This is a genomic window from Leifsonia sp. PS1209, assembly GCF_012317045.1.
Lineage (GTDB): Bacteria > Actinomycetota > Actinomycetes > Actinomycetales > Microbacteriaceae > Leifsonia.
In genome coordinates, this window is the sequence record NZ_CP051154.1 from 3,063,237 (window position 1) to 3,083,781 (window position 20,545).

Sequence of the window (20,545 nt, forward strand, 5' to 3'; positions counted from 1 at the left end):
GGAACGGGCGGTCGGTCCCGTATCTGGATTAGAAGGTCGTGCGCGGGACACGCGTGTAGCGTCCGCGAACGGAACCCGGGGAACCCATGAGCCTCCAGAATGAAATCGTCGTCGTCATCGGACAGGGCTACGTCGGTCTGCCGGTCGCGATGCGCGCCGTCGAAGTCGGATACACCGTCGTCGGTCTCGATGTCGACGAACGCCGCACGAACAGCCTGCGCGAAGGCGTCTCGTACGTCGACGACATCTCCTCGGAAGAGCTGGTGGCGGCCATCGAATCCGGACGGTACACGCCGACGACCGACTACGCAGCCGCCGAGGGCTTCGACATCGCCGTCATCACCGTTCCGACGCCGCTGCGCGAGGGCCTTCCCGATCTCAGCTTCATCGAGGACTCGGCGGCCTCGCTGTCCGAGAGACTGAAGCCCGGGGCGACCGTCATCCTCGAGTCGACGACATACCCCGGCACCACGGAGGAGCTGCTCGTCCCCATTCTCGAGCGTGGCTCCGGCCTGACCGCCGGCACCGACTTCTCCGTCGGATACAGCCCAGAGCGCATCGACCCGGGAAACGCCACCTGGGGATTCCGCGAGACCCCGAAGGTCGTTTCCGGCATCGACGAGGTGTCGCTCTCCCGCGTTCAGGCGTTCTACGACCGCCTCGTCGCCACCACCGTTCCGGTGTCCGGCACGAAGGAGGCGGAGCTGACGAAGCTGCTCGAGAACACCTTCCGCCACGTCAACATCGCTCTCGTGAACGAGCTGGCGATCTTCGGCCACCAGCTCGGCGTCAACGTCTGGGAGTCGATCGACGCTGCATCCACCAAGCCGTTCGGGTTCATGAAGTTCACGCCAGGGCCCGGCGTCGGAGGCCACTGCCTCCCCGTCGACCCGAGCTATCTTTCGTGGCAGGTCCGCCGCAAGCTGGGCCAGAGCTTCCGTTTCGTCGAACTCGCCAACGACATCAACGACCACATGCCCGACTACGTCGCCCAGCGACTCATGGTCCTCCTCAACCGCAAGGGCAAGGCCATCAACGGCGCACGCATCGTGCTCGTGGGCCTGTCGTACAAGCGCAACACCGGAGACATCCGCGAGTCTCCCTCGCTCCGCCTGATCGACGTGCTCGCCGACCTGGGCGCGGAGATCATCGGCGTCGATGACCGCGTCGAGGACTACCGGTGGCCGGCGGGCATCGAGCGTGCCTCATACACGGAGGCGACGATCTCCAGCGCCGACGCCGTCGTCCTCATCACCGACCACGACGACTTCGATCTCGACCTGCTGAACTCGGCGACCGTCCCGGTGCTCGACACGAAGAACCGCCTCAGCGGCGCCACGTCCGAGCGACTGTGATCGAGGCGCTCCGCCGAGCGGTCGACGGGCTCTCACCGGTCGGCGGGCAGACGTCGATGTGGAAGATGGCCATTCTCAACGTCACCGCACTTCGCGGTTTTCGGAGGGCGTCATGAGGCTGCGCACGCCCTCGATGTCGAAAGCGATCGACCTGGTGCTGTCGCAGGTGGTCCCCTTCGCGCTGGCTGCGATCACCACCTTCGCCACTGCCGGTATTCTCGGCACCGCTGATAGGGGCCGTCTCGCCCTCATCCTGAGCACGGGAGGCCTGATCGGGGCGATCGGCTTCCTCAGCCTCCACGTCGGCATCGTGCACGCGACCGTCAGGGGCGATCGGACCGCCACCCGGCGGGGCTGGCTCGTCGGAGCCGGGATCGCGGCCGGTGTGCTCGTCGTCGGTGTCATCGGCGGTCTCTTCATTCCCCCCGCCGCGGACGCCAGCACGCTGTACGGCCGGAACACCGTGATCTTCGCCTCGATCGGCGGAGCACTCGTGCTCTTCAATCTCGTCGTGCTCCGCACCCGCCAGGGGCTCGGCGCTTCCCGGACCTTCCGTAATGCGTGGTTCATCCAGTCGGCGGTTTTCCCGCTGGCCGGCCTCCCGGTCGCTGTCATCACCCACGACCCGTATGCCGTCGCCGTGTGCTGGTTCGTCGCCCTCATCGCCTCGACGCTGTACGCCGCCTTTCGCAGGATGCCCGACGCCGCGTCGGGCGACGCCGTGCACGTTCCCACGCGCTCCATCGTCGCCACTGCGCTCGCCAGTCACGTCGCCGTCCTCGGCCAGCAGCTGCTGTTCCGGGGCGACATCGTCGTGCTCGGCTTCTTCGTCAGCGCACAGCAGCTCGGCATCTACTCCGTCGCCGCCCCCATCGCCGGCATGATCTGGGTCTTCTCGGAAGCTCTCAGCCTGCTGGCCTTCGACACCGGAGGCAAAGTCCAGACACCCGAGGAGACCCGCGCACGGCGGCGCCGTCTGGTCGCAGTGAACGCGATCGTCGGCGGCATCGGCGCGGTGATCGTCGCCCTCCTGAGCTGGCTTCTCATCCCCTGGCTGCTTCCCGAGTATGTGGACGCCATTCCGCTCATCCTGATCCTCCTTCCCGGAGTCGTCGTGCAGGGCTACGCGCGCATCACCCTCTCCAGTGTCCTCACGTCCGGCGATCGACGCGCACCGCTCTGGATCGGGATCGGGTCTGCGCTTCTCAGCGTCGTGTACATCCCATTGTCCGCACTACTGGGGATCGTCGGCGCCGCCATCGCGTCGAGCATCATCTACGCGCTTCAAAGCGTTCTCGTAGCCATCGTCGTCCGGAGATCGCGGAACCAGAGGAGCGAACAGCTTGCCTGAGCACGAAACGGTAACGGTCGGAGCCGTCGTGGTTGCGTACAACTCCGACGATCTCCTGGCCGGTTGTGTGACGTCGATCGCCCAGGACCCGCAGGTGACCTCCATCGTCGTCGTCGACAATTCTTCAAGCCCCGCAGCCCGAGCGGTCGTCGAGGGTCTCGACCTGCCGGACGGGCTGGTCACCTACGTGGACCCCGGCGCAAACCTCGGGTTCGCTCGAGGCTGCAATCTCGGCGCGGCGACCGCCGGCCCCGTGACCCACTTCGCCTTCGTCAACCCAGACGTCCGTCTCACCCGACCGCTGTCGGATCTCGCCCGATCCGCCTCGTCCTCCGGCTCGGCGGTGACGGCGGGCCTGCTGGTGTCTCCGACGACAGGCGTCGCCAGCAACACCAGAGCCCTCGCGTCCTGGCGCCACGAGTTCGCGAAGGCGATCGTCGGCAGCCGCGCGTATGTCGGATCGTCCGTTCAGCCGGCACAGGAGACTGCGCCTATCGATGTCGGCCAGGTGGATGGTGCGCTCCTCGTCATCGCGGCTCAGACGTTCGAGAGACTCAACGGGTTCGATGAGCGCTTCGAGCTCTACTACGAGGACGTCGATCTCTGCGCCCGCGCCCATGCCGTCGGCCGGGTCACGGCGATCCCGCAGGCCTGGGGGGACCACGTCGGGGGCGCCAGCTCGGCGTCGGCGTCCACCACGTCGTACTGCCTGAGCCGCATCAGCCGCATCCGGTACTTCCGCAAGGCGTACGGCTCAAGCGGCTTCACGCGACTCCGGCTCGTGTGCCTCGGCGTCACGGAGTTCCTCGCACGGTCGGTGACCAGGCAGGGTGAGGGGCAGCGGACACGGAGAACCTCGCTCGCGCAACAGCGCGCAGAGCTGCGCTCCCCCGGCTCGGTGCGCCTCCTCGGCTGAACGATCAGTCGACGGCGTTCAGAGTCCGACGGCCGCGAGCCACTCCGACTCCCAGCTGTCGTACGAATACTGCGTGACGGCCGCATCCAGGGCGGTTCTCCCCCGGGCGCTCCTCGACGATTCCGACTCGTCGCAGATCGCCACGAGCGCGTCCGTCCATTCACTCGCATTCGACGCGGCGAGCCCGTCTGCGCGCGACAGGATGGTCGCGTTCACGCCGACGGGACTTCCCACCAACGGAAGACCGGTCGCGGCATACTGCAGCAGCTTGTACCCGCATTTCCCGCGGTTCCACAGGCTGTCCGGGAGCGGCATGATGCCGAAGTCGGCAGCTGCCAGTTCCTCAGCCACGGTGGACGGGTTCCACTCGACACGGTCCACCATCGACTCCAGCCCGCCGAGGTCGGCCTGTCCAGCGCTGATCAGCTTCACGCGCAGACCCGTGGCCTCGTGTGCACGAAGGAGGGCAGTCTCGATGCTGAGCAGGTGCGCTTCGGTCGACGGCGACCCGAGCCAGACAGCCACCGGATGGGCCGAGTCGATGGAGTAGTCCTGCTTGACGACGTACTCACCAGGCTCGATGCAGCTCGGGATGACGACGACCTCGCTCGATGCAGAGGACGCCAGCTCGGCGAGAAAATCGTTCCCCGCGATCACGACGTCCGAAGCGCGCACGCTGCGCTCCCAGACGCGTCGCTTCGACCACAGCCGGTCGATGGCGCGCGGCGGGGTGTACGGCAACGCGTCGTCGAAGTCGTAGACGCCCCGTACGCTCGATCGGAGCAGTCGCGATTCGATCCCCCCGTTGGAGAACGGGGATGCTTGCCGCGAGATCAGCAGCGGTGACGACGAGTTCTGCCCGGCCAGCCGCCGGAGGCGCCTCTCCGCGGAGAGGACGCGTGCCGGATGCCGCAGCAACTCCGCCGGTGCGTTGGTGCGCCCCCCGAGATAGTCGGAGACCGTCGCGCCATCGCGCAACCGGTCGGTCCAGCTGAAGACGCGCACGCGCGCGCTCCCGCCGCCGCGGCCATACGTGGTGACCGCTGTGAGAAGGTCAGCCATGCCGGCGCCCGGTCGTCAGCTGGCTTCGATAGAACGCCTCGTGACGTTCCCAGACGATGTGGTTGCTGAACTCGGCAACCACGCGTTCTCTCGCTGCACGCCCCATGCGTACACGAACATCCGGGTCGGCGAGAAGAGCGGCGAGAGCCTTGGCCAGTGCGGACGACGAGGTACGCGGCACGACGAATCCAGTGATGCCGTCGACCACCGAATCCACGGCCCCTGTCGCGTCTGTCGTGACGGTGGGCCTGGATGCCGCCGCAGCCTCGAGGACCACGTTCGGGAATCCTTCCCGCTTTGTGGGGAGGCACAGCACGTCGATGAGGTGGAAATACGGTTCAGGGTCGTCAACATGACCGGTCAGGACGGTCATCGATTGCCAGTCTCTCCGATCTCCGGTGTCGTCCTCGCTGCCCCCGACGACGAGGAGCTGATGGGGGATCCCCGTCGCCACGAGGTCGGAAAGAGCCTCGGAGAGGAGGTCCAGACCCTTGTCAGCGGTGAGCCTGCCGACGAAGCCGATGGTCGGGATGCGGCGGTCGATTCCGTGTCGCACGGCGAGCGCGTCGAGGGCGGCGTCGTCGAAATTCGCTCGGTCGAGGGCGGCGACGTCGACCCCGTTCGAGCTGCCCAACCCGAGGACGCGGACTTTCGACGCAGGGGTGACGCCGAGTTCGACCGCGCGCGCGGCGAGGCTCTGACTCACCGCGAGGACCACGTTCGCCGAGCAGACGGCAAGACGCTCCAGCAGCGTGAAGACACGACGGCTCACGCCCGTCGACGTCTCCAAGCGGAGGCCGCGGAGCATGTAGACGCGACCAGGGACCCGTGTCAGGCGAGCGGCGATGCCGCCGAGAAGACCGGCCTTGGGGGTGCCGACCGAGACCACGTCCGGGCGAAGACGGCGCAGCAAGCGCACCCAGGCGATCAGCGAGCGCAGGTCGGAGACGGGGGACGGCTCGCGGGCCATCGTCAGTGCGTGGACCGTCACGCCGTCGACCCCTTCCAGCGCATCCAGCCGGGCGCCCGGCGACGATACGACGTGGACGTCCCAGCCGCGTTCGGCGAGGAACTGTGGGAAGCCCGCCATCAAGCGCAACGAGAGGTCGACCGTCACGCCGAGGACGATACGCGGCTTGCTCGAGGTCATCGGCTCGCGTGCCGCTCTCGGTACCAGTCGATGGTCTGTCCGAGCGCCGTCTCGAAGTCGGTCGGCTTCACATCGGGGAACAGCTCCCGGATGCGGATGCCGTCGGCCTGAGACGCGCGCACGTCGCCGACGCGCGGCTCGACGTGCTCGACGGCGATGTCGATGCCGAGGTGCTCCTGCATCAGGTCGATGACGCGCAGCAGCGGGGTGCTCGTGCCGAACGCGAGGTTGACGGGGTCGAGGGAGCTGACCCGGCGCTGCACCGCGTCCAACAGGGCGGAGCAGACGGTCTCGACGTACGTGAAGTCGCGGGACTGCAGGCCGTCGCCGTGCACAGTCAGCGGCTGGCCGTTGAGGGCGGCGTCGAGGAACTTGGGGATCACGGCCGCGTAGACATGGTCGGCGGCCTGGTACGGGCCGAAGACGTTGAAGAAGCGGAACGCGAGGGTGCTCATCCCGTACGAGTAGTTGTACGCGATCGTGTAGCCCTCTGTCGCGTGCTTGGTGACCGCATACGGGCTCATCGGCCTGGTCCAGTCGAACTCCGACTTCGGGAGCTTGGTGTTGCTGCCGTAGACCGAGCTCGACGACGCGACCACCACGTGCTCGACCCCGGCGAGACGGGATGCTTCGAGCACGTGCAGCGTTCCCGTGGCGTTCGCGTGGTGCGAAGGCAGCGGCGCGGCCACCGAGCGCGGAACGCTGCCGAGCGCAGCGAGGTGCACGACGGAGTCGACGCCGGAGACGGCCTCGTTCAGGGCGTCCCCGTCGAGGATCGACGCTTCGATGAAACGCACGTCGACGCCGTCCAGGTTGTCCAGGCGACCGGTGCTGAGGTCGTCGATGACGCGGACCTCCGCGCCGGGGACGTGCGAAGTGACATAGCGTGCGAGGTTCGAGCCGATGAATCCGGCCCCGCCTGTGATGAGTAGTTTCATTGGTCTTTCGAATATTCGCGTGCAGGTACACCGACCACGGTGCTGCCTTCAGGGACATCTCTGGTGACGCAGGCCGCAGCGCCGACGACGCTGCCCCCTCCGACGCGGAGACCTTGCAGCACAACGCTACCTGCTCCGATCAGGGAGGAGGCTCCGACACTGACCTCGCCGGAGACGATGGCGCCGGGGTTGACGGAGACGAAGTCGCCGAGCACCGCGTCGTGGCCGACGATGGAACCCGGGTTGAGGTGCACAGCGCGGCCGAGCCGGACGTTCGTGGACACCTGGGCGCCGGAACAGATCACCGAGCCGGCACCGATCAGCGCGACGGAACCGACGACGGCGCTGGGATGGATCAGGGTGGCCGGTTCCAGGCCGGCGGCACTCAGGCGCGCGTCGAGACGCTCCCGGACCGCCGGGCTGCCGATGGCGACGACATAGTGCGCGGAGACACCGCGCGCCAGCCAGTCGTCGATCGGGCCGAGGAGGTCGACATTCCGCGCAGCCAGGCGAGAGCCGACGAGGTCGTCTGCGCCGTCGTCGAGCACACCGAGGATGTCGAACCGACCGGGATCGGCTGCGTTGATCGCCTCCGCGACGTCCAGTGTCTCCCGGCCGAATCCCCCTCCGCCGACGATGACGAGCGGAACCGTCACGCGCCGCCTCCCGACGGCTCTGCCGCGCCGAACTCCGGCATCGTGGCGTGGCCGTCGTGCGAGATGCCCTCCCGCACGAACACGGAGCGGACGGTGCGCACGAGGATCAGCGCATCCAGCCGGAAGCTGCGGGTGTCGACGTACTCGACGTCGAGCTCCAGTCTCCGCTCCCACGGCACGTCGTTGCGGCCGCTCGACTGGGCGAGGCCGGTGATTCCCGGACGAACCTCGTGGCGCCGGGCCTGGCGAGGGGTGTACCGCTCGAGGTAGGACACGAGCAGCGGGCGGGGGCCGACGAAGCTCATGTCTCCGCGCAGCACGTTCACGAGGCTTGGCAGCTCGTCCAGGCTGGAGGCACGGAGCGTCTTCCCGAATCGGGTCAGACGGTCCTCGTCGGTCACCAGACCGGCGTCGACGTCCACGGACTTCATGCTCCGGAATTTGCGCAGAGTGAAGATCCTGCCGCCCCGACCGGGACGCGGTTGGGAGAAGATCACAGGACGGCCGAGCTTGATCGCGACGAGCACGGCCACGATGCCGATGACCGGCGAGAGTACGACGAGCAGGATGCCGGACGCGACGGCGTCGAGCAGGCGCTTGCCTTTGTCATACCCTCGCGTGCTCACGAATGCGCTCCGAGGAAGGAGTGGATGCGACCCTGCACGCGGTCGAGCTGATCCTGATCGAGCACGGACCCACTGGGAAGGGTGATGCCGACCTCGAAGAGGTGCTGTGCACTGCCGTCGACGAGTGCCCCAGCGTCGGCGAACGCCGGCTGCAGGTGCATCGGCTTCCAGAGCGGACGGCTCTCGATCTGGTCGGCGTTCAGCCACTCGCGCAGCTCTTCCGCCGTCCAGCCGGACTCGGACGGCTCGACCAGGATGGAGGTCAGCCACTTGTTGTCCGACTCGTCGCCTTCTCCCTGGAAGATCGAGACGCCCTGGACGGGTGCGAACAGCTCACGGTAGAGCTCCCGGACGGCGGCGCGGCGTGCGATCATCGCGTCGAGACGCGAGAGCTGCGCACGGCCGAGAGCGGCCAGGAGGTTGCTCATCCGGTAGTTGTAACCGATGTCGACGTGTTCGTAGTGCACCACCGGCTGACGCGCCTGCGTCGCCAGGTAGCGTGCGCGGGAGGCGAGCGCCTCGTCGTCGGTCAGCAGCATTCCGCCGCCGGAGGTGGTGAGGATCTTGTTGCCGTTGAACGACAGCGCGGCCGCGACCCCGTAGGAGCCAGCCGCCTTGCCGCGGTAGCTCGCCCCCAGCGACTCGGCCGCGTCGGCGAGGACCGGGATCCCGTAGCGCTCAGCCAGGGGCAGGATCTCGTCGTAGTCTGCGGACCTGCCGAGCAGGTCGACAGGGACGATCGCCGCCACACGCCGGCCTTCTGCGACGAGCTGCGCGAGAGCCTGCTCGAGGAGCGCGGGCGAGATGTTGCCGGTGACGGGATCGGAGTCGACGAAGTACGGCGCTGCCCCCGTGTACGCGATGGCGTTCGCGGTCGCGGCGAACGTCATCGTCGCAGTGACCACGGTGTCCCCGGCGCCGACACCCAGCCCGAGGAGCGCGAGGTGCAGGGCGGCCGTGCCCGAGGAGAGGGCGACGGCGTGTTGCACGCCGACGCGCGTGGCGATGTCCTGCTCGAAGCCGTCGACGTCAGGACCGAGCGGGGCGATCCAGCCGGAGCGCATCGCATTGAGCACATACTCCTGCTCGAGGTCTCCGACATCCGGCGAAGACATGTAGATCTTGGAACTCAACGATTCACTCCCCCGAGGCTTCCGCGCTCGATTCCGACGATCGCCGTCTCAGCCTGGTCGTCGTCCCAGCGACGCTGCCATTCGGAGCGGTCCAGCCTGCTGGGATCGATGGGCAGCACCCGTGCGTGCGAGATGAGCGCGTGCGTGCGGTGCGCGCCCGCCTCGCCGACGCCGGTCAGTTCCTCGTGCAGCTTCTCGCCGTCGCGGAGGCCCGTGTAGATGATCTCGAGGCTCTTGCCGGACTGCGCGATCATGCGGCGCGCGATGTCCAGGATGCGCACGGGCTTGCCCATGTCGAGGATCAGGACCTCGCCGGGCGAACCGATGGCGCCTGCCTGCATGACGAGCTGGCACGCCTCGGGGATGGTCATGAAGTAGCGGGTGGCATCCGGATGCGTGACCGTGAGCGGCTTGTCCGCAGCGATCAGTGCTTGGAAGGTGGGCAGGAGCGAGCCCCTGCTGCCAAGCACATTGCCGAACCGCACGGAGAGGTAGGAGTGACCGGTCTCTTTGCCCGCCCATGCCGTCAGCCGCTCCGCCGCACGCTTGGAGTGGCCCAGGATGCTCGTGGGGTTCGCCGCCTTGTCGGTGGAAATGTTGACGAAGGTCTCCACGCCGATCGTCATCGCTGCGCGGAGCACGTTGAGCGTCCCCAGCACGTTCGTCTTCCACGCCTCGTCCGGATACTGTTCCAGCATCGGCAGGTGCTTGAGCGCTGCGGCGTGGAACACCACCTCTGGCCGGCGGGCGACGAAGATGCGCTCGAGGGCGTCGGCGTCGCGGATGTCGGCGAGGATGACGTCCGTCGAATCGAGGAGGCCGTGCCCGGAGATCTGCAGTTGCGTCTGCTGCAGGCCGGTCTCGTCGCGGTCGAGCATCATCAGCTCGGCCGGACCGAACTTCGCGATCTGCCGGCACAGCTCCGAACCGATGGAGCCACCGGCGCCGGTCACCAGGATGCGCTTGTTCGAGAGGTAGTCGGCGATGGACGCGACGTCGGTGTCGACCGGGTGCCGCCCGATGAGGTCTTCGATGGAGAGGTCGCGGACGTCTTTGAGGGTGGTGCGGCCGTCGTTGAGGTCGTCGAGCTCGGGGAGCACCTTGACCTTGAGGCCGACGGAGTCTGCCATCGTGGTGACGCGCTGCAGCAGGTTGGAGTCAGCGCGGGCGACGCACACGACGAGCGCCGTGGCGCGCGTGGAGTTCGCGACCTTGACGATGTCTTTGAACCGCCCGAGGACGGGCACGCCCATCAGGTGCAGATTGCGCTTGCTCCTGTCGTCGTCGAGGAAGCCGACGGGGATGTACTCGGACTCGCGGTCTGTCAGCATCCGGCGCACCATCAGGCTGCCCATGAATCCTGCCCCGAGCAGGAGCACGGGCTGGGCGTTGTCCGGGCGCATCCGCTGCGTGACGTACATCCGCTTCAGATACCGTACAGCCCCCATCAACCCGTATGCGATGAAGCCCGAGATCAGCATGAGGCTGCGCGGGACTCCGATCTGGGCGGAGAAGATCACGACGGGCACGGAGGAGAACAGGGCGATCGTGACGACCGTGTATGCAACGGCGCGTGCTTCTTCGAAGCTGCCGTATGTGAACCGTCCGCGGTAGACGCCGAACGTCCAGCCGAGCAGGAGCTGGAGGACGATCACGACCAGGCAGAGGAAGAGGACGGGCACCCAGTGCACCCGGGAGACGACGAAGTCGTAGCGGAACACGACGGCCGCGACGATGGCGAGGGCCCAGGCGACCGCATCGGTCAGGTACTGGACGCCGAAGCGGACGAAGATCGACTCGCCGCGCGCTCGCGTCTCATCCTGGACGTGAGTGCTCCAGAGCCAGTTCTTCACGGACATCGGTGGTGCGGACTCGCTTTCGTGTACTGCGGCGTCGGGGATGGCGCCAAGGCCGACGCCATTTTCCCACACATTGTCATGGTTTCGTACCTTACGGTATTTATCATGCCACAAGGGCCGGGACGCGCGAGCATCCCGGCCCTTTTCAGGCGGTGGCCTCGGCCGGGCCGCCTACTCCCATTCGATGGTTCCCGGCGGCTTCGACGTGACGTCGAGCACGACGCGGTTGACGCCGTCGACCTCGTTGGTGATGCGGTTGGAGATCTTGGCGAGCAGGTCGTACGGCAAGCGCGTCCAGTCCGCGGTCATCGCGTCTTCGCTGGACACCGGGCGCAGCACGATCGGGTGACCGTATGTGCGGCCGTCGCCCTGCACTCCGACCGAGCGGACGTCGGCAAGGAGCACGACCGGGCACTGCCAGATTTCGGTGTCGAGGCCGGCGGCGGTGAGCTCCGCGCGCACGATGGCGTCCGCGTCGCGGAGGAGGTCGAGACGCTCGCGCGTGACCTCTCCGACGATCCGGATGCCCAGGCCAGGACCGGGGAACGGCTGGCGGCCGACGATCTCCTCCGGGAGGCCGAGCTCGCGGCCGATGGCGCGCACCTCGTCCTTGAACAGGGTGCGCAGCGGCTCGACGAGCTCGAACTGCAGGTCTTCCGGGAGGCCGCCGACGTTGTGGTGGCTCTTGATGTTGGCGGTGCCCGTCCCCCCGCCGGACTCGACCACATCCGGGTACAGGGTGCCCTGCACGAGGAAGCGGATCGGGTCGCCCTCGCTGGCGGCCTCGGCGATCAGGTCGGCCTGGGCCTTCTCGAAGGTGCGGATGAACTCGCGGCCGATGATCTTGCGCTTGGTCTCCGGGTCGCTCACGCCGGCGAGCGCGTCGAGGAACTGGTCCTGCGCGTTCACGGTCACCAGGCGGATGCCCGTGGCCTTGACGTAGTCCTCCTCGACCTGGCGGGCCTCGTCTTTGCGGAGCAGACCGTGGTCGACGAACACGCAGACGAGCTGGTCGCCGACGGCCTCGTGCACGAGCGCGGCGGCCACGGCGGAGTCGACGCCGCCGGACAGGCCGCAGATGACCCGGCCGGAACCCACCTGGGCGCGGATCGCGGCCACCTGGTCGGCGATCACGTTTCCGCTGTTCCAATCGGCGGGGATGCCGGCCGCGCGGTGCAGGAAGTTCTCGAGCACGGCCTGGCCGTACGCGGAGTGCTTCACCTCGGGGTGCCACTGCACGCCGTACAGCTTGCGCTCGTCGTTCGCGAAGGCGGCGACCGGGGTGGAGTCGGTGGACGCGAGCACCTCGAAGCCCTCAGGAGCCTTGGAGACCGAGTCTCCGTGGCTCATCCACGCCGTCTGCTCCTCGGGCTGGCCGTCGAGCAAGACGCCCGCGTCGCTGATCCGCACGGCGGTCGAGCCGTACTCGCGCTGACCGGTGTGCGCGACCTCGCCGCCGAGCGCGGTGGCCATCACCTGGAAGCCGTAGCAGATGCCGAGCACGGGGACGCCGAGGTCGAAGATCGCCTCGTCGAGCTGCGGGGCTCCCTCCTCGTAGACGCTGGACGGGCCGCCGGACAGGACGATGCCCGCCGGGCGCTTGGCCGCGATCTCGGAGGCGGTGACGGTGTGCGGCACGATCTCGGAGTAGACGTTCGCCTCGCGCACGCGCCGGGCGATCAGCTGCGCGTACTGCGCGCCGAAGTCTACGACGAGCACCGGACCGGACGGGTTGGCGGAGTCTGCGCCTCCGAGCAGGTCGGAGAATGCTGGGTCAGTGCTAATTTGATGCCTCCACGAGGGTCGCTTCCTCGGCCTCACGGCCGGCCAGATGAGACTTCACCTGCTTGGTGATGCGGGTTTCCACGAAGAACGACAGGAACGGGATGACGCCACCGAGGGCGATCGCCACGAACTTCGTGAAGTTCCACCGCATCAGGCTCCACAGGCGGAAGTCGGAGAACAGGTACACGACGTACAGCCAGCCGTGCGCGATCAGGATGCCCGTGCTCAGGTCGACGCCCGTCGGCGTCACCGGGTCGTTCACCGGAACCAGGGCGAAGACGCCGTGGTTGCCGAACGCGAAGAGCTGGTAGCCCATCCCGTACTTGATGACCATCTCGAGGCAGAGCAGCAGCAGCATGATGCCCGTGATGTATGCGAACACCTGGTAGAACCGGAGCGCCCCGCGGATCTTCGGGAAATCGGCGAGCTTGGGAGCGAGGGGCATGGGTCTATTCTACTTTCCCGAGCGGGGCGGCCGTTCCGGCGGCGAGCTCGCGCAATTCGTCTTCCTTCTCCTTCGCGTCCTTCACCAGGCGATACCAGAAGAAGACCGCGAATCCGGCGAAGATGATCCACTCCGCCGCGTAGAAGATGTTGAGCCAGTTGAGCGTGCGCTCCTGGATGGGCGGGGGCGAGTCGATCTTCGTCAGCCCGGCGGGCGGCGTCTTCTCGACGACGTATGCGGAGTACACATCCATGCCGTCCACACCGGTCCAGAGGTTGTAGAGGGCGGCGACCGACATGGTGGTCATCGCCGTCGGGTGCTTCTTGTCGCTCGGGACCTCCGGCCCCTCGGTCGGCAGCAGCCTGCCGACGATCTCCTGCTGGGCGGCCGGCTCATCGGCGAGCCGCGCCATGACCGACGTCGCGGTCGCTTCGTCGGCGGCCCACCCGCGCGCGACGGCGAGGGCGACGGGACGCGCGCCCTCCTCGGCGCCTGGCACGGTCGCGTGCGCGACGACCCACCAGCCGGCGGTTCCGTGGTTGAGCCTGCCCTGCACCAGCTGGTAGTCGGTCGGCACGAACGAGCCGGTCACGCTGATGAGCTGGCCGGTCGCCGTGTCGGCGATCGGGCCGCCCGGCTTCGCCACCTTCGCGAGCGGCAGCACCGTCTCGCTCGGGATCTCGACGACCTTGCCCGCCTCGACGGCGCGTTCCAGCTGCCACTGGCCCAGCCACGCGAATCCACCGGCCAGCAGCAGCGCGAAGACGAGTGCGCCGATCCACCGCGGGCGCAGCATCATCTGGAACAGTGTGGTCTCTCCACTGCCGCTGGTCGTGCTAATGGCTCAGTCCCGCTTTCGGTCGCTGCTGTCTTCGTGCATGGCCTGCTCGACGACGCGGTCGATGGCCTGCCGGGTGTCGTCCGATCGCGCCTCTGGGTCGAGGTCGGCTGTCGCCGCCTCCACGAGCGCGATCTCCTCGTCGAGCATCGGATCGCGCTCGGGTTTCTTCGCGCGCTTCTTCTTCGGGCTTTTGCCGGTCCGGAGAATCATCGCACCGATCTTCTCGGAGTTTGCTGCGAGCACCGGCCCGAGGACGGCCATGACCAGCACGTACAGGCCGGCGAACGGCTGGATGCGCTCATCCAGCCCGGCACTCAACGACAGCGTGGCGAGGATCAGCGCGAACTCGCCGCGGTTCTGCAGGATGACGGTGGTGTTGATGCCGGCCTGCACGCCCATCCCGTTGATCCAGGCGACGAACTGCCCTGCGAGGATGTTCAGCACGATCGTCAGCAGCACCGCCAGCAGCACGGGGACCACGACGGACGGGAACTGGGCGGGGTTCAGCGCCAGGCCGAAGTTGAGGAAGAAGAACGCGGCGAACACGTCCCGCAACGGGATCGCGATGTGCTCGATCTTGTTGCGGTACTTCGTCGCGCCGAGCACGAGGCCGATGAGGAATGCGCCGATCGCATCCGTGACGCCGAGGATCTCGCCGATGCCGGCGAACAGCACGGCGAAGCCGAAGAACAGGATGGTGAACAGTTCGTCGTCTTTGGTGCGGAACAGCTTGGACACGTACCGGCCGCCGAACCGCGCGATCGTGAACATCACCACGAGGAAGGTGAACGCGATCGCCAGTTTGGCGACGATCGGCCAAAAGTCCGTCTCGCCGCTCAGCACCACGGAGACGATCGCGAGGTAGATCGCGATGAAGATGTCCTCGACGACGGTGACGCCCAGGATCATCGGCGTCTCTGTGTTCGCCAGGCGTTTCAGCTCGATCAGCAGCTTGGTCACGATCGCGCTGGACGACGTGGCCGTCATTCCGGCGATGATCAGGGCTTCCCTGGTGCCCCAGCCGACCATGAAGCCGAAGATGAGGCCGACACCCATGTTCACGACGATGTACGAACCGCCGGAGATGATGAGCTTGCCGAAGTTGCCGAAGAATTCGTCCTGATCGAACTCCAGCCCCAGGTTGAACAGCAGCAGGATCAACCCGAAGATCGCGATGAGCTCGATGTAGTTCGACTCGAAATTGAGCGGGAACCACCCGGTGTGCGGGCTGGCGAGCAGCCCGACGAGCATGTAGATGGGGATCGCGGGGAGACCCACCAGCTTGCCGAGACGCCCGAGCACGTATGCCACGAGCAGGAGGACGCCGAGAATGATGAGGTCTTCGCCGAGATGCATGGCTACCCCCCAGGCGGTGCGTCGACGGTGGCGCGGACGGGCAGCTCACCGGTGCGGAAGAATGCGAAAGCCTTGGCCACCTTCTCCGGCGACCCCGCGACGACGAGCGTGTCGCCGGGGAACACCTTGAAGTCGGGAGCCGGCGCCGGGTTGGCGGACTCGCCGCGCACGACGGCGACGACGGTCAGCCCGACCATCCCGCGGTCGGCGGGGCTGCCGAGCTGCTGCCCGGCGATGTGGTCTTCGTAGTCGACGCTGAACCAGTCGATGCTGAGGCCCGGGATCTGGTCGAGCGCGGTGAGCGACTCGGTGATCTGCGTGCCACCGAGCAGTTCGGCGAGCGTGTGGGCCTCGTCGTCGTTCAGGCGCAGCGAGACCTTCGTCACGTCTGCACCGTCTTCGTGGTCGGAAAAAGTGATGAGGTCGCTGTGACCGGACCGGTGGGCGATCACGCCGACCTTTCCGCCATCGTCTGTGACGAAGGTATGCAGCACCCCGACCCCGGGCAACTTGACCCGTCGAACGTCAACCATGTTCCGTCTCCAACCGATTCACGTGGAGTTACAAGCCTACCGGAGGGCCTCTGTGCGTGAGCCCTGGACCAGATCGTGGAGCGAGGTGGTCAGTGGCGTAGTGCGTCACTCGGCCGGATTCGCGCGGCACTGATGGCTGCCAGCATCCCACCGATCGATCCAACAACGATCCCGCCGACGACCGCGCCCGGCGCGAGTGCCAGATCGAAGACGGGAGCCCAGCGTTGCGCGATGGTCACGATCAGAAGACCTCCCACTCCTGTCGCCAGTCCGACTACCCCGCCGACCGCGCCAAGCATCACTGCCTCCACGATGACCTGCCAGAAAAGATGCGACGCCCTCGCTCCGATCGCGCGCCGCAACCCGAACTCCTGCCTGCGTTCCATCACGGCAGAGACCATCGCGTTACCTAAACCGAAGATTGCTGCGATGACGGAGATGCCGGTAAGGACGTAGAGCAGACTCTGGACATCGGCTTCCACCTCCGCCCGAAGATCGCTCGGGTCTGTCGGTGCCGTGACTTCGACTCGTGACGGTAGGAAGGGATCGATTGCGAACGAAATCTGCTTTGCGACTTGCTGCGCTGCACCTGCACGTGAGACCACGAGGGCGACCACTCGGTCTGAGCGGCCGAGCGCGGCGGAATCCTCGTTCGAGACGATCACGGCGTTCGGAAGGTGCGGAAGCCGAGACGAAGAGTTGATTGTCCCGGCGACGACGAACGGCTGGGAATTGATTGTCACGACCGGGCGGAGGTCGGGGGAAGCCAGTTGGAGACGCTTGGCGAGAACGCTTCCGACCAGCGCGTGACCAGTTTCGAGGCGCTCGACTCCGTCTGCCCAATCCAGGTCCGCTCGCGCTGCCTCCGCTATCTCGGGCGTCGCACTGTAGCCGACCACCTCAATCGGCTCTCTCGTCGTCGTCGCTTGCGCTGTAGCCGGTGAATGAGTAGCGAGCAAGCCAGCAGACTCCACGCCGCTAATGCGCTCGATGTCCCTGAGCGTCTCGCCCGTTCGCTGCGACGAGCGCGGCGTCCATTCCGCTTTCACGTCTCGATTGACATGCGCGTCGAACGTGTCGCGCACCTGAGCCTGCGATGACTGGGCAACGCCCATGGTGCCCACCGCGAGAGCGACTCCGAGCGCTACTGCGGACACGAGGCCGACGGACCGCGCTACACGCGACGCCAGTGTAGAGAAAGCATCCCCGATGAGGTCAGCAATTCGAAGGCGGGACGGGCGTCCCGGCCCGCCTGGGCTAGGGCGAGGCTCCGGGAGTTCGAAAGCACCCGTCGTCGATCTCTCCGTGAGGCGGCCGTCTACCATGACGACGCTGCGGCGTGCTGACTGTGCAACCTCCGGTGAATGTGTGACGAGGACGACAGTTGCACCAGACCGATTCACCTGCTGCAGGGCAGCGACGACGCTCGCTCCACTTTCGGAATCAAGATTGCCCGTCGGCTCATCGGCAAGCACGATCGGCGCGCCCGACGCTAGCGCACGCGCAATCGCCACACGCTGACGCTCGCCCCCTGAAAGATTCGCCGCTCGTGTGAACGCGAGCGATTCGATTCCGAGCGATGCGAGTGACTCCAGAGCACGCTTCCGTCGTTCCGTCCGGCGAAGGCCTCTGTACAGAAGTCCCAGTTCGACGCTGTCGATCGCCGGTCTTCGGTCCAGGAGATGAAAACTCTGAAAGATGAACGCGAATGTGTCAGAGCGGAATCGCGCCAGGTCTTTGCGGGAGAGAGAACGGGTGTCGACGCTGCCGAGCAGGTAGTCACCGGCATCCGGCGTGTCAAGCAGTCCGATGATGTTCAGCATCGTCGACTTGCCCCCGCCCGAGGATCCCTCGATCGCTACGAACTCGCCCGGCGCGACGGAGAAGTCCAGTCCAGAAAGCACGTCTCGGTTCGGAGGAAACGCCTTCGAGATGGATCGGAGAACGACTGCGTTCTCAGCCGACTCGGACAACGTCACCTGCCTTGAGCGCCCCCTGCAGCGACGGTTCGATAGCGCTGCGTCCTTCCAGCACCGCCTTCTCGGTCACCGCGACGCGGCGAAACGATCCGTCTGGTTCCCGCTTGAGAACATGCGATCTGCCACCGGACTCCGCGACGACGGCGCTCGCGGGAACCTGAAGCGCGGATCGAGCGAGGATCGCAACGACGATGGATGCGTGGTGACGTTGACTTCGGTAATCATCGGCAATTTCGCCGCCCAGCGTGAGCGTTACGCTGGTGCTACCGGTACTCGTCTTCTCGCCTTCGTCTGAGTTTCCCGTGCTCGGCGCGACATCCGACACCTCCGCGGTCACGGTGTCCCCATTCGGCAAGGTGATATGCGCGGGCATTCCCGATGTCAACTGTGACGCCGCGGAGTCGCCCACCTCGGCCCGGGCGACCAATCCTCCGAACTCAAGCGCAAGCGCCGTCTCAGTGCTAACGACGGTTCCTACCGATGGAGTGCTTGCGACGCGTGCGGGGAGGACAGGAGACACCAGCAACTCTGACATCGGGACGACAGGAGTTCGAAGGGATTCGGGCACCTCTACGTCGGAAGTCGGCGTTTCCGTTTCGGGTCCTGAGACCGTCTTTGCAGGACTGTTCGCCGTCGGAGCGGGTGGCGGAAGCACGAGCTTGTGATCCGCCGCCTCATAGAGGGATTCCACAGCGCGCATCGTCTGCCTGCCGAACCGCCCGTCATCGTCAATTGGATATCCCGCGACAGTGAGGCTCCGTTGCAGCTGAGCGACATCCGGGCCTTCCATACCGAGGGCGAGATCCCGGTAGAAGGGAAAGGTTCCGACCATTGCAAAGATGGGCCGCCCGTTCAGGACGGTTACCACGTCGCCGGCCTTGAGGGTGCCCCCCGGCACCGACCGTTGATCGGTGACCACGACGAGGGAAGCATCCCTCGGCTGGGGAAGGGCGAACGACTGGGTTGCCTCCGCGACGAGCGCGATCGGCACAGTGACGATCCGCTCGAGGTCGCCTTCTGTCACTTCAGCGACGATCGGCTTCGGGGCAGGCGGACGTGCGGCCGCTTCGCGCTGTGCGGGAGACTGCAGGATCGACGCCGCCAACCATCCGCCGGAGATGAGCAGTACGCCAACAGCAGCCCCTGCGATGACGAGCAGCCGACGCAGACGCTTTGTCATTCGGTCGCGTTCCCGCTGTGGAGTCTGCGCACAGCATCCGCCCAGTCGTCCTGGATCGCCTTTCTAGCACGCTCCAGTTCGTCAGCATGCTTGCGCACCTGTTCGCGCTGTTCGTCCCAGGATGCGTCGTAGTACGCCTGAGAGAACCCGCTCTCCCGACGGCACTTCGCATCCTCCGTCGCCGTCTCGATCTCTGCGCTCGAAGCCGTCGATCCGGCACTCCACATCGACGTCAAATCTCCGCCCAATATGCCGAGCTTCTCCCTCATTGCCTCCGTTGGCATATCGATCGGCGATCGTGGGACTTCGAATGAAATCTTCGGTGTCAGACACGTCCGCCACCGCTTCGCCGCCGCTTCAACTTCCTCGGAAGCGAGAGCGACCGCATCGGCGTCCATAGCAAGGCTTGTCGCTCCCTGGTACTTCGTCACTGCGAGCGGATACTCTTTGTCCGCTCGCTTGTGACAGGCGTCAAGCGTGTCGGCGTATGACGGCGACGCCTCTCCCCGGGTCGTCGAATACTCAATCGCCTCGCGGCGATCCGCCTCGTAGGATCCTGGGGGTGGAGCCGGGCGATAGCCCCATTCGGATGCAATCGCGACGGAGAACAGTTTCCGCCCATATCGCGTAGATGTTTCGCTCCCTCTGGACTCCGGATCCACGATCGCAACCTTGTACTCTTCGCCGCTGTCAACCATGCAGGCACGAACAATCGCGCTGCTGACCGCCGACGCGACAGTGAAGTGCATCTCAGTCGGACGGTACTCGTCGAGCGGCATGACCCACTGATCGAGATTCTTGTCGGGAAGCTCGGGCGTCGTCGTTGACCCTTCTGCGCCGGAGCAGCCGGCGAGCACGATGAGCAGAGGCGCAACGCCGGCCATCGCGTAGAGCGATGACCGGCGCCCATTCGCGAAGACCATCTAGACGAACTTGCCCGACGAGATACGGTCGTGGAACTGCTTGGTCACGACGCCGGCCGCATCGTGGATGTTGCCGTCATACTTCCCGACACCCACGAAGACGTAGTCGCCGCCGTAGTTGGGATGCTGGTACCACAAAACGTTGCTGGAGCCACCGTTGTTGAACAGCGACGATGCAGACTCCGCACCGCTGATGTTCGTGCCCTCGTATTTGCCATACGCCTTGGCATAGTCGTCCATCCAGTACTGGAATTTGCTGAGACCGAGCCCGTTGCCGGCGGTCTCGTACATCGTGTCCCTCCAGATGCACGCGTAGTACTTCGGGCAGTGCGATGTGGCGGCCGAGGCGGGGTCGGTTGCGATCACTGAAAGGGTTGCGGCGGCCATAACCGTTGCGCTCGCCGCGACGATCTTCTTGAATCGAGACATTCTTCTCCTTGGTGGTGCTCCCCGTGAT

The 20,545-nt window shown here is 66.4% G+C and carries 19 protein-coding genes; 3 read left to right on the forward strand and 16 right to left on the reverse strand.

Features of this window, described 5'->3' with window-relative positions; genetic code table 11:
• Nucleotides 1-86: 86 nt before the first annotated feature.
• From HF024_RS14555 to HF024_RS14565, 3 genes are all read left to right on the forward strand, one after another.
• Entirely contained in the window at nucleotides 87-1,355 is a 1,269-nt protein-coding gene (locus tag HF024_RS14555) for a nucleotide sugar dehydrogenase (RefSeq protein ID WP_168690017.1), read from the forward strand.
• A 112-nt stretch (nucleotides 1,356-1,467) separates the two neighbouring features.
• Nucleotides 1,468-2,706 carry a hypothetical protein gene (locus tag HF024_RS14560; protein ID WP_168690018.1) on the forward strand — a complete coding sequence of 413 codons (1,239 nt, stop codon included), beginning with the start codon at nucleotides 1,468-1,470 and terminating at the stop codon, nucleotides 2,704-2,706.
• Entirely contained in the window at nucleotides 2,699-3,622 is a 924-nt protein-coding gene (locus HF024_RS14565) for a glycosyltransferase family 2 protein (protein ID WP_168690019.1), read from the forward strand. The genes HF024_RS14560 and HF024_RS14565 overlap by 8 nt, the downstream gene beginning before the upstream one ends.
• A gap of 18 nt (nucleotides 3,623-3,640) precedes the next feature.
• On the opposite strand, the gene HF024_RS14570 is transcribed toward HF024_RS14565, so the two are convergent.
• The 16 genes from HF024_RS14570 to HF024_RS14645 form a co-directional block, all read right to left on the reverse strand.
• Nucleotides 3,641-4,684: a glycosyltransferase gene (locus HF024_RS14570; protein ID WP_168690020.1), complete on the reverse strand. Its 1,044-nt coding sequence runs from the start codon at nucleotides 4,682-4,684 to the stop codon at nucleotides 3,641-3,643.
• Nucleotides 4,677-5,834, reverse strand: a complete 1,158-nt coding sequence (locus tag HF024_RS14575; protein WP_168690021.1) for a glycosyltransferase family 4 protein — start codon at nucleotides 5,832-5,834, stop codon at nucleotides 4,677-4,679. Before HF024_RS14575 ends, HF024_RS14570 begins: the two co-directional genes overlap by 8 nt.
• Nucleotides 5,831-6,772, reverse strand: a complete 942-nt coding sequence (locus HF024_RS14580; protein ID WP_168690022.1) for an NAD-dependent epimerase/dehydratase family protein — start codon at nucleotides 6,770-6,772, stop codon at nucleotides 5,831-5,833. Before HF024_RS14580 ends, HF024_RS14575 begins: the two co-directional genes overlap by 4 nt.
• Nucleotides 6,769-7,428 carry an acetyltransferase gene (locus HF024_RS14585; RefSeq protein ID WP_168690023.1) on the reverse strand — a complete coding sequence of 220 codons (660 nt, stop codon included), beginning with the start codon at nucleotides 7,426-7,428 and terminating at the stop codon, nucleotides 6,769-6,771. Before HF024_RS14585 ends, HF024_RS14580 begins: the two co-directional genes overlap by 4 nt.
• A complete protein-coding gene (locus HF024_RS14590; protein WP_168690024.1) occupies nucleotides 7,425-8,054 on the reverse strand; it encodes a sugar transferase in 630 nt (209 codons plus the stop codon). Before HF024_RS14590 ends, HF024_RS14585 begins: the two co-directional genes overlap by 4 nt.
• On the reverse strand, nucleotides 8,051-9,187 hold the full coding sequence (locus HF024_RS14595) for an aminotransferase class I/II-fold pyridoxal phosphate-dependent enzyme (RefSeq protein ID WP_210723959.1): 1,137 nt from the start codon (nucleotides 9,185-9,187) through the stop codon (nucleotides 8,051-8,053). The genes HF024_RS14590 and HF024_RS14595 overlap by 4 nt, the downstream gene beginning before the upstream one ends.
• Nucleotides 9,184-11,046, reverse strand: a complete 1,863-nt coding sequence (locus HF024_RS14600) for a nucleoside-diphosphate sugar epimerase/dehydratase (protein ID WP_168690025.1) — start codon at nucleotides 11,044-11,046, stop codon at nucleotides 9,184-9,186. Before HF024_RS14600 ends, HF024_RS14595 begins: the two co-directional genes overlap by 4 nt.
• 171 nt (nucleotides 11,047-11,217) lie before the next feature.
• The gene (guaA, locus tag HF024_RS14605) at nucleotides 11,218-12,765 is read right to left on the reverse strand and encodes a glutamine-hydrolyzing GMP synthase (RefSeq protein WP_210723960.1); all 1,548 of its coding nucleotides are present in this window, start codon (nucleotides 12,763-12,765) and stop codon (nucleotides 11,218-11,220) included.
• A gap of 61 nt (nucleotides 12,766-12,826) precedes the next feature.
• On the reverse strand, nucleotides 12,827-13,276 hold the full coding sequence (locus HF024_RS14610; RefSeq protein WP_168690026.1) for a DUF3817 domain-containing protein: 450 nt from the start codon (nucleotides 13,274-13,276) through the stop codon (nucleotides 12,827-12,829).
• 4 nt (nucleotides 13,277-13,280) lie between these two features.
• Nucleotides 13,281-14,075 (reverse strand): SURF1 family cytochrome oxidase biogenesis protein, encoded by a 795-nt coding sequence (locus tag HF024_RS14615; protein WP_168690027.1) that lies wholly within the window; start codon nucleotides 14,073-14,075, stop codon nucleotides 13,281-13,283.
• A gap of 45 nt (nucleotides 14,076-14,120) precedes the next feature.
• Nucleotides 14,121-15,473, reverse strand: a complete 1,353-nt coding sequence (locus HF024_RS14620; protein ID WP_168690028.1) for a cation:proton antiporter — start codon at nucleotides 15,471-15,473, stop codon at nucleotides 14,121-14,123.
• Nucleotides 15,474-15,475: 2 nt separating this feature from the next.
• Complete coding sequence (locus HF024_RS14625) at nucleotides 15,476-16,006, reverse strand: TrkA C-terminal domain-containing protein (RefSeq protein WP_085370229.1); 531 nt, start codon at nucleotides 16,004-16,006, stop codon at nucleotides 15,476-15,478.
• An 89-nt stretch (nucleotides 16,007-16,095) separates the two neighbouring features.
• Nucleotides 16,096-17,985, reverse strand: coding sequence for an ABC transporter ATP-binding protein/permease (locus HF024_RS14630; RefSeq protein WP_168690029.1), 1,890 nt, complete (start codon nucleotides 17,983-17,985; stop codon nucleotides 16,096-16,098).
• Entirely contained in the window at nucleotides 17,963-19,165 is a 1,203-nt protein-coding gene (locus HF024_RS14635) for a peptidoglycan-binding protein (RefSeq protein ID WP_168690030.1), read from the reverse strand. Before HF024_RS14635 ends, HF024_RS14630 begins: the two co-directional genes overlap by 23 nt.
• Nucleotides 19,162-20,088 carry a hypothetical protein gene (locus HF024_RS14640; RefSeq protein WP_168690031.1) on the reverse strand — a complete coding sequence of 309 codons (927 nt, stop codon included), beginning with the start codon at nucleotides 20,086-20,088 and terminating at the stop codon, nucleotides 19,162-19,164. Before HF024_RS14640 ends, HF024_RS14635 begins: the two co-directional genes overlap by 4 nt.
• The gene (locus tag HF024_RS14645) at nucleotides 20,089-20,517 is read right to left on the reverse strand and encodes a peptidase inhibitor family I36 protein (RefSeq protein WP_168690032.1); all 429 of its coding nucleotides are present in this window, start codon (nucleotides 20,515-20,517) and stop codon (nucleotides 20,089-20,091) included.
• Between the last annotated feature and the right edge of the window lie 28 nt (nucleotides 20,518-20,545).